Source organism: Paractinoplanes abujensis (assembly GCF_014204895.1).
Classification (GTDB): Bacteria; Actinomycetota; Actinomycetes; order Mycobacteriales; family Micromonosporaceae; genus Actinoplanes; species Actinoplanes abujensis.
In genome coordinates this window covers 2,902,350-2,915,112 of record NZ_JACHMF010000001.1, presented here as the reverse complement: position 1 = coordinate 2,915,112, position 12,763 = coordinate 2,902,350, and the positions used below count along the sequence as shown (strand labels likewise).

Annotated in this window: 12 protein-coding genes; 8 read left to right on the top strand and 4 right to left on the bottom strand. The window is 72.1% G+C overall.

Features of this window, described 5'->3' with window-relative positions:
* Positions 1-259 precede the first annotated feature (259 nt).
* The 3 genes from BKA14_RS13135 to BKA14_RS13125 all read left to right on the top strand — a co-directional run bounded on the left by BKA14_RS13135 (position 260) and on the right by BKA14_RS13125 (position 2,593).
* Positions 260-682: a VOC family protein gene (locus BKA14_RS13135; RefSeq protein ID WP_184951209.1), complete on the top strand. Its 423-nt coding sequence runs from the start codon at positions 260-262 to the stop codon at positions 680-682.
* Positions 683-788: 106 nt separating this feature from the next.
* Positions 789-1,598 (top strand): oxidoreductase, encoded by an 810-nt coding sequence (locus tag BKA14_RS13130; protein WP_184951208.1) that lies wholly within the window; start codon positions 789-791, stop codon positions 1,596-1,598.
* Entirely contained in the window at positions 1,595-2,593 is a 999-nt protein-coding gene (locus BKA14_RS13125) for an AraC family transcriptional regulator (protein ID WP_184951207.1), read from the top strand. The genes BKA14_RS13130 and BKA14_RS13125 overlap by 4 nt, the downstream gene beginning before the upstream one ends.
* A gap of 504 nt (positions 2,594-3,097) precedes the next feature.
* On the opposite strand, the gene BKA14_RS13120 is transcribed toward BKA14_RS13125, so the two are convergent.
* Positions 3,098-3,868 (bottom strand): arginase family protein, encoded by a 771-nt coding sequence (locus BKA14_RS13120; RefSeq protein ID WP_184951206.1) that lies wholly within the window; start codon positions 3,866-3,868, stop codon positions 3,098-3,100.
* 345 nt (positions 3,869-4,213) lie between these two features.
* Positions 4,214-5,071 carry a helix-turn-helix transcriptional regulator gene (locus tag BKA14_RS13115; RefSeq protein ID WP_184951205.1) on the bottom strand — a complete coding sequence of 286 codons (858 nt, stop codon included), beginning with the start codon at positions 5,069-5,071 and terminating at the stop codon, positions 4,214-4,216.
* A 102-nt stretch (positions 5,072-5,173) separates the two neighbouring features.
* Between BKA14_RS13115 and BKA14_RS13110 the strand changes: the two genes are divergently transcribed.
* On the top strand, positions 5,174-6,058 hold the full coding sequence (locus BKA14_RS13110) for an oxidoreductase (RefSeq protein WP_184951204.1): 885 nt from the start codon (positions 5,174-5,176) through the stop codon (positions 6,056-6,058).
* Between the two features lie 44 nt (positions 6,059-6,102).
* Here BKA14_RS13110 and BKA14_RS13105 read toward each other — a convergent pair whose 3' ends face one another.
* The gene (locus BKA14_RS13105) at positions 6,103-7,959 is read right to left on the bottom strand and encodes a hypothetical protein (protein WP_184951203.1); all 1,857 of its coding nucleotides are present in this window, start codon (positions 7,957-7,959) and stop codon (positions 6,103-6,105) included.
* Positions 7,960-8,076: 117 nt separating this feature from the next.
* On the opposite strand from BKA14_RS13105, the gene BKA14_RS13100 reads away from it, so the two are divergent.
* The 3 genes from BKA14_RS13100 to BKA14_RS13090 all read left to right on the top strand — a co-directional run bounded on the left by BKA14_RS13100 (position 8,077) and on the right by BKA14_RS13090 (position 10,370).
* Positions 8,077-8,664 (top strand): dihydrofolate reductase family protein, encoded by a 588-nt coding sequence (locus tag BKA14_RS13100; protein ID WP_184951202.1) that lies wholly within the window; start codon positions 8,077-8,079, stop codon positions 8,662-8,664.
* Positions 8,658-9,479 carry an MBL fold metallo-hydrolase gene (locus BKA14_RS13095; RefSeq protein WP_184951201.1) on the top strand — a complete coding sequence of 274 codons (822 nt, stop codon included), beginning with the start codon at positions 8,658-8,660 and terminating at the stop codon, positions 9,477-9,479. Before BKA14_RS13100 ends, BKA14_RS13095 begins: the two co-directional genes overlap by 7 nt.
* Before the next feature lie 102 nt (positions 9,480-9,581).
* Positions 9,582-10,370 (top strand): inositol monophosphatase family protein, encoded by a 789-nt coding sequence (locus BKA14_RS13090; protein ID WP_184951200.1) that lies wholly within the window; start codon positions 9,582-9,584, stop codon positions 10,368-10,370.
* Between the two features lie 262 nt (positions 10,371-10,632).
* On the opposite strand, the gene BKA14_RS13085 is transcribed toward BKA14_RS13090, so the two are convergent.
* Positions 10,633-11,607, bottom strand: a complete 975-nt coding sequence (locus tag BKA14_RS13085; RefSeq protein WP_203722763.1) for an alpha/beta hydrolase — start codon at positions 11,605-11,607, stop codon at positions 10,633-10,635.
* Between the two features lie 149 nt (positions 11,608-11,756).
* Between BKA14_RS13085 and dhaK the strand changes: the two genes are divergently transcribed.
* On the top strand, positions 11,757-12,758 hold the full coding sequence (gene dhaK, locus BKA14_RS13080; RefSeq protein ID WP_184951199.1) for a dihydroxyacetone kinase subunit DhaK: 1,002 nt from the start codon (positions 11,757-11,759) through the stop codon (positions 12,756-12,758).
* The last annotated feature ends 5 nt before the right edge of the window (positions 12,759-12,763 follow it).

Sequence of the window (12,763 nt, the reverse complement as noted above, 5' to 3'; positions counted from 1 at the left end):
TCCCTGCCTGGTGGTGGCCTCGGCGACGGCCGACAGCTCAGCCGAAAGGCAGCCGTACGGACGCCTGGGGAACACGGGTCAGACCATCACCGAAGACCCACCCAGTTCTACCGCGGACGCCATGTGGACAACGAGTCAAGACCCGCCGCTGAGGCCCATCCAGCATCTCAACGTGGACAAGCCTGGATTGTGGATAACCGCGGGGCGCCGCACGGGTTCGCCTATGCTGCCCGGACGACCGCGATCCGAGGGGGAGCAGATGCAGTTCACAGCGATCGGCATGGTGGCGGCCGCCGAGAAGCCGAGCGACAGTCCGGCCTGGTTCGTGGAGCACTTCGGGTTCCAGGTGGGCATCGACATCGGGTGGTATGTGAACACCCAGCACGCGGGGCATCAGAACGTGAGCCTCGACTTCGTGCAGCGCGACCACGAGTCGTGGCCCGAGGCGACGCGCGGCAAGGCCGTGGTGGGCACCCTGCTGGCCTTCGTCGTCGAGGATGTGGACGCCGAGTTCGCGCGCTTGAGTGACGCCGGTCTCGAGGTGGTCATGCCGCTGGTGACCGAGCCGTGGGGCCAGCGCCGGTTTCAGGTCGCCGGCCCCGGCGGGCTGCTGGTCGAGGTCCTGCAGCAGGTCGCGCCCGATCCGCAGTGGCTGGCCGACAACGGCTTCGGCGGCCAGTAGGGGGCGCCCGGGAGCGGGGAGCCGCCGGTGGAGGTGGCGCGATCGGCGAGTGAGGTGGCGTCTTCAGCTAGTGAACCGGCCCGCGCGGCTCCCTAGCGTGAGAGTCATGAAAACAGTGCTGGTGACCGGGGCCTCCTCCGGAATGGGCAAGGCCGCGGCCGTGAAACTGCTGGCCGAGGGGCACACCGTGTACGCGGTGGCCCGGCGGGTCGAACGCATGCGCGACCTCGAGCAGAAGGGCGCGGTGGTGGTGGCGGTCGACGTCACCCGGGACGAGGACGTGGTCCGCCTGGTCGAGCGGATCGAGGCCGAACACGGCGCGGTCGACGTGCTCGTCAACAACGCGGGTTTCGGCCTGTACGGCGCGGTCGAGGACATCACGCTCGACGAGGCCCGCCACCAGTTCGAGGTGAACCTGTTCGCCCTGGCCCGGCTGACCCAGCTCGTGCTGCCGGGCATGCGCAAACAGCGGTCGGGCACGATCGTCAACATGTCCTCGATGGGTGGCAAGGTCTACACCCCGCTCGGCGCCTGGTATCACGCCACCAAGCACGCCGTGGAGGGCTGGTCCGACTCGCTGCGCCTGGAGCTGGCGCCGCTGGGCGTGTCAGTGGTCGTCATCGAGCCCGGCATCATCGACACGGAGTTCGGCGACGTGGTCGCGGGCCCGATGCTGGAGCGTTCGGGCACCGGTGCGTACGCGGAGCTGGCCCGCAAAGTGGCCGACGGCACGAGCCGGAGCTACTCGCGGGGCGCCACGCCGCCGTCGGTGATCGCGGACGTGATCGCGCGGGCGATCGTGGCCCGGCGGCCGCGCACCCGCTACGTCGCCGGCCGGTACGCGAGGATGCTGATCACCATGCGTAAGTGGCTCGGCGACCGGGTCTACGACCGGGTGATGATGGGCCGGCTATGACCGCGGACCGCTTCACCGTCGGCCCGCCCGGGCGCGCGCTGCTGGCCGACCTCGGCGTCGACCTGGCCGCGGTGCTCGACCGTGCCCGCTTGCCGATGGTGGTCTACACCCACGAGACCGCCGAGCTGACCACGGCCGAGTTCTACGCGTTCTGGCGGGCGCTGGACGAACAGGCGGCCGACCCCCTGCTGCCGATCCGCATCGGCCGGCTGATCCGGGCCGAGATCTTCGACCCGCCGCTGTTCTCGGCGTTCTGCAGTCCCGACCTGAGCGCGGCCGCGGCCCGGCTGGGGACCTACAAGAAGCTGATCGGGCCGCTGCGGCTGGAGGTCGACGCGGGCGGCGGCGACACGACGATCGCGATGCACTGGCCGGACCCCGAGCACGCCCCGGCCGCCCTGATCCTGATGGAGCTGATCTTCTGGGTCGCGCTGGCCCGGATCGCCACCCGCGACGACGTACGCCCTCTGCGGTTCGCGGCGCCCGTGCGCCCCACACCGGAGCAGGCCGCGGCCTACCGTGATTATCTGGGCACACCCCTCGAACACGGCCCGGTTCCGGCAGTCACCTTTTCCCGTACGGACGCCGAACGCCCGTTCCTGACCGCGAACGACCGCATGTGGGAGTACTTCGAGCCCGGCCTGCGCCGGCGGCTCGACGACTTCGAGGCCGAGCCGTCGACCACCGAACTGGTGCACCAGGCCTTGCTGCGTTTGCTGCCCGCGGGTTCGGCCGCCGTCGACGCCGTGGCCCGCGAACTCGCCATGAGCGGCCGCACCCTGCAACGCCACCTGGGCGCGGAGGGCACCACCTTCCAGGCCGTGCTGCGCAACACCCGGGAGAACCTGGCCCGGCACTACTTGTCCACATCCCGGATGAGCGCAGGCGAGATCTCCTACCTCTTGGGCTACGACGACACGAACTCCTTCTACCGGGCGTTCCACTCCTGGACCGGCAACACCCCCGACCAGCTCCGCTCGACCACCTCCGCCTGACCAGGCCACCGGTCAATGACCGGCCCTTGGTCCCGAACCGGCCGCCTCCACGCACACGTAGAACGCATCCGGATCTCGACAGCGACCACATCACAGCCACATCCGCGATCGCGGCAGATCCGGATGTCTGCTGCTGCTATCTGCAGTCCTGTGAGCGTGCATGAGGATCGTCGCTGTCCGTGTCGTCGATGGACGGCGACTCCGGCTGTACGCAGACGTCGGCCGATCCGGAATTCTGTCATGTGCTGACGTACGTCCCGGCTCAAGATTTCTGGTCTCCGATGAACCCCGGCGGGCGCCGATCGGGCCGTTCACCTGAACTACTGCGCCGGCCATTCGCCAGGCCCTAGGTCGAGGACGGCGGACGGCCCGCCATTCGCGCTGACCCACGGCTGACGACGTATGCCGCCTAGAGGTACGGCCGATCGACGCTCTCGGCCTTACCGGTTCCTCAACACGCGTCAATGACCGGCCGCGACGATCAGCCCCGGGCTATAGATACCGCTATTGCTCTATACCCAACGCTGCCGCGAATCGTGGTCCGATCGCGGCCGCTGCTCCATGCCCAGGCAACCAGCTGCAAGCGATACCTACGGCAGCGACCCGCCCGGTGTTCACCAGAGACCTCAGCGCATTGGCGACCTCGGCGGCGGACGGGCCGCCAGGTGTCGGGAATCGCAGGCCCGGCAGGTCGGCCGGCCGGACGACGTCCATGTCGAGGTGAACGTACAGTGGCCCGTCCGGAAGTCGGCCGTCGATAAGGTCTGCGATTTCGCACTGGCGAATCTGCGCTCCGCTCAGGTAGGCCGCCTCGGGCGGATCCAGATCCCGCACGCCGGTCAGCACTATCTGCCGTTCCGCGACGGCTTTCAGGCCAAGCCGCTCAGCGATCAGCTCGGGCCGGTAGCCCGTCAGTATGCGCAGCGACATACCGGCCAGATAGCCGGACGTTGTCGTCTCCGGCGTCTGCACATCGCCGTGCGCGTCGAACCACACGATGCCCGGATCGATTCCCGCCCGTTGAAGACCCGCGACAGTTCCTAGCGCTGTGAGGCAGTCGCCCGCGGCGACCACAGGAGGAACCGCTCCGCCGCCCGTCTCAGCAGCGGTAGCTGACGCAGCCACCGCGGCGGCGACCGCCGAGTAAAGCGGGACCAGGCGCGCCCACAGGTCACCAACGGCGAGCTGCGCGTGCACAATCTCGCCAGGCGGCACCACAAAGTCCATGCCGGGCAGGTATTCGTCGAGGTGGTAAGGAACGCCGATCACCGACATGTCGATACCGTAACAACGGCCGTCCACCCCACGAATCGCAGCAGATCGCGGTTTCCGGGCCGGCGTCGCCGGCGGACGGTGCGCCTCTCAGGTGTCCGCGGACATGGTCGCCCAGCCTGGCTGCGCCGGGATCTTCAGGCCACCGCCGTCCACAAGGGAAGGTGCCTGTCGGCGTGCCACATGCAAACCACCCGGGCCCTTGGCTGAGGGGCGGCCAGGTTCTCGGCGCGCAACTTCTAGGGGTTCAGGATGGCGCCCGCTGCCCCGGGATGGTCGGGTAAACACTCCCTGCGGCGGCAGGATGGTCGCGAGACGCCCGCTGAGGCGCGGTAGCGGGATGGTCGGTCAGCGCGCGGAGCGGGTGGCGTGCAGGGCGGCCAGCAGTTGCAGGCGGTCGGCGTCGGGGGTGCCGGGCTCGGCGGTGAAGGCCAGCATCACCGGGCCGGGGCTGCCCGGCAGGGGATAGGTGTCCCAGGTCAGCATGATGTCGCCGACCTCGGGCACGTGGAACGTCTTGACGCCGCTGACCGATTCGCGGACGTCGTGGCGGGCCCACAACCGGCGGAACTCGGGGCTGCGGATGCTCAGTTCGCCCACCACGGCGGTGGCGCGGGGGTGGGTGGGGTCGGCGGCGACGGCGGCTCGCATCATGCCGATGTATTCCAGCGCCTGCCGCTCCCAGTCGGCGCACTGCCGTTCCTTCGTACGGTCGTCGTCGAACATCAGCATGAGCATGTTGAGGCGGTCGGGCGGGTAGTCGGCGGGGTCGCCCAGCAGCGCCTCGGCCATCGTGTTCCACGCCAGCACGTCGAGGTGCCGGCCCAGCACGACCGCCGGGGTGGCCATCACGGCCAGCAGCCGCCGGGTGCTCCCGGGCACCACCTCGGGCGCGCGCGGGACCCGGCCCGGGCCGGGGCGGCGGGCCGCGCGGGCCAGCGCGAACAGGTGCCGCCGTTCCTCCGCGCCCAGCTCGAGCGCGGCGGCCAGGGCGTCCAGCACGTCGTCGGACGGGCGCAGGTCGCGGCCCTGCTCCATCCGCTGGTAGTAGTCGGTGCTCAGGCCGGCCAGCAGGGCCAGCTCCTCGCGGCGCAACCCGCTCACGCGGCGCCGCCCGCCGGGCTCGAGGCCGACGTCGCGCGGGGTCAGCCGGCCGCGCCGGGCCCGCAGGAAATCGCCCAGCTCACGAGCGTACGGGGAACTCATGGCGTCCAGTCTGCCGCGCCCGCCGGGAATCAGGGTAGGTCTGCTGGACCTAGGTAACAGCGTGCGACGGAACCCCCGCAAAACGGTCCTAGCGTCGGTCGCATGACTACGAACCTGAACGGCCGCGTCGCCGTCGTCACCGGCGCCAACTCGGGCCTCGGCCGGGTCACCGCGACGGAACTGGCCCGGGCCGGCGCCCGCGTGATCCTGGCCGTGCGCAACACCACGGCGGGAGCCGAGGCCGCCCGTACGATCGGCGGCGACACGGAGGTGCGCGAGCTCGACCTGGCCTCGCTCGCCTCGGTGCGTGCCTTCGCGGGAAAGCTCAACGCCGACCACCCCGTCGTCGACCTGCTCGTCAACAACGCCGGCCTGGTGCTGCTGGGTGAGCGCCGCACCACCGCGGACGGCTTCGAGATGCATCTGGGCACCAACATGCTGGGCCACTTCGCGCTGACCGGGCTGCTGCTCGACGCCTTGGCCGCCGCGCCCGCGGCTCGCGTGGTCAGCCTCAGCTCGATCACCCACAAACCGGCCCACCTCGACTTCGGCGACCTGATGGCCGAGCGCAACTACAGCGCCAACCGCGCGTACGGGGCCTCGAAGCTGGCCACCACCGTCTTCGGGCTCGAACTGGACCGCCGTCTGAAGGCGGCCGGCTCGCCGATCGTCAGCACGCTCGCGCATCCCGGCATCACCCGCACCAACCTGACCCCGCGGGCGTGGGAGGACCGGGGCCGGTTGGGGCGGTTCGCGGCCCGGGCGGGCCTGCTGTTCACCCAGTCGGTCGAGCGCGGCACCGAGCCTCAGCTACGGGCGGCGACCGATCCGGCTCTGCGCGGCGGCGAGTTCTTCGGCCCGTCGGGCTTCCTGGAGATGCGCGGCCGGGTCGTGCCGGTCAAGCCGAGCCGTGAGGCCGCCGACCCGGCGGTGGGTCAGCGTCTGTGGTCGGCCGCCGAGAAGCTGACCGGTGTTCGCTACCTGTGAGGGTCGTGGGGCAGCGCCACCACCGGCTCGACGACCCGGCGGCCTCAGAACGGCGTTTCGAGCAGCGCGATCCGGTCGTAACGGACCACCAGCACGCGGCCGTCCTCGGAGACCGCGAGCAGCTGCGAGCGTTCGCCGTTGTCGTAGGCGTCCATGGGCACGCTGTCGCAGTGCCGGTCGCGGCAGCGCCACACGGTCTGCCGCCAGTGCGGGACGGACTCGCCGACGCTGAACCGGAAGCCGGCCGGGCCGTCGCCCGGCTGGGCCGCGGCCACGTACACCGACGAGCCGGCCACGGCGATCGCGGCGTGCCCGGCCGAGGAGCTGCCGGCCACCGAGGCGGTGGTCTCACCGTCGCGCAGCTCACCGCCGAACAGGACGACCGTCCGGTCACCGGCCACCGCCCACGCCGCGCCGGGCGGACCGGCATCAGGGGCCGACTGCTTCGGATTCGCGCACGTGACGGGCTCACAGCCGTACCGGAGGATCGAATACCCCAGCCAGAACGACGCCTCGGGCCTGCCGTCGGCCCCGATCGTCAACCGGGCCCGGCTTCCGTCGGGGTAGCCGTCCTGCGGTGTGCGCGCGACCGTCCCGACCTGATGCCGCTGCGGCGCGGCGCACGCGGGGTCGGCGCACCGGATCAGGGAGAACCGGTACTGCCCGTGCTCCCCGCCCGCGACCGGCACGGCCACGAAGAACCAGAGCGCGCCGTCGGGGGCGGCCGCGCCCGCCGCCTCCACCCGCGCGACCTCCAGGTCCAGCTTCTCGGCGGCCGATGCGCGCACCGGCAGCCAGGCCTGGCTGCAGCCGGCCCGGACGCACCGGCCCAAGTGCACGAACGGCCCACCGGTCGCCGGCCCGCCCCGCACCGCGGTCTTGACCACCGTCCCGTCGGCGCCGACCGTGGCCGCGCCGTAGCCCTCGACCGTCGCCGGTCCGCCGTTGACGTCGGTGAAGTCCCGGCACAGATCGTCGTCGCAGAACCGCACCCCGCCGTTGGTCACGATCACCGGATGCTGCCCGGCGGGCCAGGCCACCGCCATCGGACCCGCCGGGCCGGCGCCGTGGGTGCGCACGACCGGGGCGCCGTACGGGTTCGTCAGCACCACGCCCGCCGCCACCACAACGGCCGCGGCCAGGGCGGCGGCTCCGGGCCAGACCCGCGTCCTCCCGCTGCCGGCCGCTCGCGCATGCTTCCGCGTGGCCAGCCGCACCTGCAGCACCAGCGCCACGGCGAGCAGCACGACCTCGCTGCCCGGCAGGCCGGCCCGCGCCCAGCCGTACGCCGCCAGCACCGGCACGCCGGCCCCGCCCACCAGGAACAGGGCCGCCTCGCCCCATGCGGGCATCGGCCCCGCCCCGGTCCACTCCGAGATCCGGCTCACCTCCGCCGGCCGGTGCGCTCCGACGCTGCGGTTGATGCCGTTCAGCAGCAGACGGGCCGCAGCCAGCGCGACCGTGAGCAGGACACCGAGGACGAGCACGACTCCCGCGTCACCGCGCCCGATCCCGGCCGCCGCCCAGACCGCGAGGAACGCGCCCCCACCCACGGCGATCAGACCCACCCCGTACGAGGGAAGGCTTTTGACCCCCTCCCACAGCGCTTCGCGCGGCCCCGCCGCCCGCGTGACCGCCCACGCCCCGCCGACCAGCCCCACCACCCAGAACGCCACCGAGGCGACCGCTTTGAGCCCGGCCGGCAGGTCACCGCTCAGCGCCTGCGGCACCCCGTCGACGACCACGAGCCGTCCCGCGCCGAGGCCCACATCGAGCAGGGTCGAGACCAGCAGCAGGCCCGCCACGACCGGCAGCACGACCGCCAGCAGCCGCCGCCACTCTCCGCCGGAAACGTGGCCACCCAGCTCGTCACGCGAGCTCACCGCCAGGGTCGAGGACATCGCGCCAGGATAGGGCCCCGCAAGATCCCCGGCGACCCCGCCGCCGGTCACCTTGACAGGCCGCCACCCGGCACTATTCTGATTGCGAATTGCAACCGGTGTCACCAGGGGAGTCCGATGGGCCGATTCGCGTACTGGATGAACGTCTCCCTCGACCTGCGGATCGAGCACGAGCCGGGGGAGCAGGGCGGCGGCGACTGGATGCGCATCGACGACGAGGTGCACCGGGAGTTCAACGCCCGGGCCCGCGCGCTGTCGGCCCTCGTCCAGGGCCGGGTCATGTACGAGATCATGGAGTCCTACTGGCCGCAGGCCCGCCACGACGACTCGCTGCCGGACGTCGCACGTGAGTACGGCGAGATCTGGACCGGCCTGCCCAAGGTGCTGGTCTCCCACGTCCGCGACGAAGCCGCCCACAACACCCGGATCATCGGCGGGAAAGACGCCATCGAACAGCTCGCCGCGCTTCGGGCCTCGACGGAAGGCACCATCGGCGTGGGCGGGGCCACGCTGGCCACGCAGCTGCTCCGCGCCCGCCTGCTCGACGACCTGCTGCTCTTCGTCCACCCGGTGATCGCCGGCGCCGGCCGGCCGCTGTTCGACGAGCTCGATCACCCGCTCGAACTGGACCTGGCCGACCATCGGACGTTCACGAACGGCGTCGCCCTGCACCGCTACACCGTCCGGGGAGCGATCCCGTGCTGACCCAGGTCGCGGACGCCGTGTGGGTCCACGAGAGCGCCTTCCTCCGGAGCAACACCACCGTCGTGCAGGGCCCGTCCGGGGTGCTGCTCATCGACCCCGGCCTGCAGGAGCACGAGATGACCTGCCTGGCCGACGACCTCGCGGGCCGCCCCGTCGTCGCCGGCTTCTCCACCCACCCGCACTGGGACCACCTGCTCTGGCATCCCCGTTTCGGCGACGCCCCACGCCACGGCACCGCCCGCTGCGCCGCCGCGGCCCGGGAGCAGCTGACCCCCGAGGCCAAAGCCGAGATCATCGAACACCTGGAGCCCACCGGCATCGCCGAGCACGTCCCGCTCGACCTGTTCGGCCTGATCACCGCCCTCCCCGGCGACGCGACGCACATCCCGTGGGACGGCCCCCGCGCCCGGATCATCCCGCACGAGGCCCACGCCCCCGGCCACGCGGCGCTCCTCCTCGAAGACAGCGGCGTGCTCGTCGCCGGTGACATGCTCTCCGACGTACTCATCCCGATGGTCGGCCTCGCCGAGACGCCGGACCCCGTCGGCGGCTACCTGGCGGCGCTGCAGCTGCTGGAATCCACGGCCGGCGACGCCACCGCCGTCATCCCCGGCCACGGTTCGGCCGGCGGCCCCGGCGAGACCCGCGCCCGCATCAACCGTGACCGCGCGTATGTGCTCGCCCTGCGCGACGCCCGCACCCCCGACGACCCACGCATCGGCCCCGCCGCCGCGCCGGGCTGGGAGTGGGTCGCCGACGTGCACGCCGGCCAGGCTCACCGCCTCACCGAAGCATCCGGACGCGGCCCGAACTGACCTGCGCCGGGCCGCGACTTGCACCGCCCGGCCCGGCTGAGCTCGCCGTCGCCGGCCTCGCCGCGGGCACGGTCCCGCCGCGGACGAGATAGCGTGCCGGGTGTGGATCGAGATCTGAACGCCGCCCGGGACCTGGCCGCCGAGCTTGCCGTCCGCGCCGGTCAGCTGCAACTGGACAGGCGCAGCACGCTGAAGATGGGCGCGCCCAAGGCGCACGCCAACGACGTGGTCTCCGACGTCGACATCGCCAGCGAGGAGCTCATCGTTGACGCGATCCACGCCGCCTGGCCGGCCGACGCCGTGCAGGCCGAGGAGGGCCACGGCCGGGAAGGTTCCAGCGGGTGGAACTGGGTCGTGGACCCGCTCGACGGCACGCGCAACTACGTCAGCCGTACGGGGCCCTGGTCGGTCTGCATCGCCCTGTACGAGGGTGACCAGGCCCGCGTGGCCGTCGTGCACGAGCCCGTGGCGGGCGAGACGTTCAGCGCGGTCGCCGGCGGGGGAGCGTTTCTCAACGGCGAGCGGCTCCCGGTGCCGGCCGGCGCCACGCTGGACACGGCGCTGGTCGGCGTGAGCTTCCAGCCCAACCCGGCCACCAAGGAACGGGCAGCCCGGGTCGTCCGCGACCTGCTGCCGGTCACCGGTGACATCCGGCGCCTGCCCGCCGCCCTCAACCTGGTCCACCAGGCCGCCGGCCGGCTCGACGGCGGCTTCTGCCTCGACACGAACCTGTGGGACATCGCGGCCGGGGCCTTGATCGCCCGCGAGGCCGGCGTGGTCCTCGGCGGGCACGGGCCGGAGTTCACCACCGAGCTCACGATCGGGGCCGCGCCGGCCCTGTGGCCCGACCTGGCCGAACGGATCCGCACGGTCGGGATCGCGCACACTTAGGACGGACGGGTGGTCCGGTGTCAACGATCGAGCGCTTAGAGGTCCTGGTGACGTCGCCCGGCCGCACCTTCGTGACGGTGCGGATCACCACGTCCGACGGCGTGACCGCGACCCGGCCCGCATCAGGACACCTGGCCGTACTTCTACAAGGGCGCCGACTGGCGGCGCGGCCCGGTCACCATGACGGCGATCGCCGCCGTGGACGTGCGCTCGGTGGCGCGGCGCCTCGACGGCTCCGTGCACGACTGGTGACCACGTCCCGTCAACGGCCCGGGGGAGGTCCGGCCCCGAGGTGCTGATCGAAGAAACCGGCGACGTAGTCCCACGACAGCTGGACCGGGCGGTCCCGGCCCGCATGCCATTCGTGGGCGCCGGCGCTGATCGCCGGGTCCGTCAGGAAACCGTTCCACTGGGCGTGGTGGCCGTTCGGGAGCAGGACGAGGGTGGCGTCGTGGGCGGCCTCGTAGAGCAGACGGCCCTGCTGCCAGGGGACCAGCGTGTCCTGCCGGCCGTGCAGGATCAGGATCGGCGGGTCGGCCGGGGACACGTACGACAGGGGGCTGGCCTTGGCCACGAGGTCGGGGCGCTCGCCGATCGGGTGACCGAGCAGGCGTGACTCGGGGGAGCGGGCGTCGGCGTGGCAGCCGGTCAGGCCGAACGGCTCGTTGAACGGGCGGCAGTCGCCGAGCATCGCCTCGTCCATGCGCAGGAAATCGGTGGGCGGGTAGAAGGCGACCGCCGCGCCGACGCGGCTGGCCGGGTCGCCGGTGCCGGTGACCGCGGCCATCGCGGCCGTCCAGCCGCCCGACGACTCACCCATGATGCCGATCCGGGCCGGGTCGAGGTGGAAGCGGGCCGCGTTGGCGCGCAGGAACCGGATCGCGGCCTTGATGTCGTTGAGCTGGCCGGGGAACTGGGCGTGCGTACTGGACCGGATGGCCACCCCGGCCACCGCGTACCCACGCGGGTTGAGTTCGGCCGCCACCACGTCGGCGCCGTCGCGGCCGTTCTCGCTCAGCCAGCCCGACCCGTGCGACCAGATGATCAGCGGGGCCGGTTTCCCGGTCCTGCGGGGCAGATAGAGGTCGAGCAGGTGCCCCTTGCTCGCGGCGGGTTCGGCCGGCGCGTACGCGATCCGCTTGATCACCCGGCCCCCGCCGGCGGCCGGTCCGGGGGCCGCGACCAGCACCGACACGGCCAGGCCAAGCCCACCGACCACACCCAGGATTCGCCGCACGCCCTCATGGTGCGGTTCCCGCGCAAATCCGGAACATCCCCCGGAGCGGTGGACGCGCCTGCCTGAACGTCGCGTGACGGTCTCGTAACGGAGCGATCTCGGGCGTAGCTTGAGGACGGCAGGTCGTTCCCCAGCGGTGAGGAGCCACCATGAAGAAGCTCATCAACGATCCCGCGGACGTCATCTCCGACGCGCTGCACGGCTTCGCGGCCGCCCACCCGGAGCTGCGCGTCGACTTCGAGAACCGGGTCGTCGTGCGCGGCGATGCCCCCGTACGGGGAAAGGTCGGTCTGGTGTCGGGCGGCGGCTCGGGTCATGAGCCGTTGCACGGCGGCTTCGTCGGGCCGGGCATGCTCGATGCCGCCTGCGCCGGGGAGGTGTTCACCTCGCCCGTACCGGATCAGATGGTCGCGGCCACCCGGGCGGTCGACGGCGGCGCCGGGGTGCTGCACATCGTCAAGAACTACACCGGCGACATCATGAACTTCGAGCTGGCGGCGGAACTGGTCGCGGCCGAGCAGGGCACCGAGGTCGTCTCCGTGGTCGTCGACGACGACGTGGCCGTGCAGGACAGCCTCTACACGGCCGGGCGCCGCGGCGTCGGGGCCACCGTGCTGGTCGAGAAGATCGCCGGGGCCGCCGCCGAGCAGGGCCGGCCCCTGGCCGGGGTGGCGGACGTCGCGCGCAAGGTCAACTCGTCCGCCCGGAGCATGGGTCTGGCCCTGACCTCGTGCACCGTGCCCGCGGCCGGACGCCCGACCTTCGACCTGCCCGGCGACGAGATGGAGGTCGGCATCGGCATCCACGGCGAACCCGGCCGCCGTCGCGTGCCCGTCGCGCCCGCCCACGAGATCGCCGAGATGCTGGTCAGCCCCATCCTGACCGACCTCGACTTCACCGGCGGCGACGGGGTGATCGCCTTCGTCAACGGCATGGGCGCCACCCCGCTGATCGAGCTGTACGTGATGTTCCACGAGGTCGCCCAGCTGCTGGCCAAGAACGGCATCACCGTCGCGCGCTCGCTGGTCGGGCCGTACATCACGTCGCTCGACATGGCCGGCTGCTCGGTCACGCTGCTCAAGGCCGACGAGGAGCTGCTGCGATTGTGGGACGCCCCGGTCAGCACGCCGGCCCTGCGGCGCGGGGTCTGACGCCC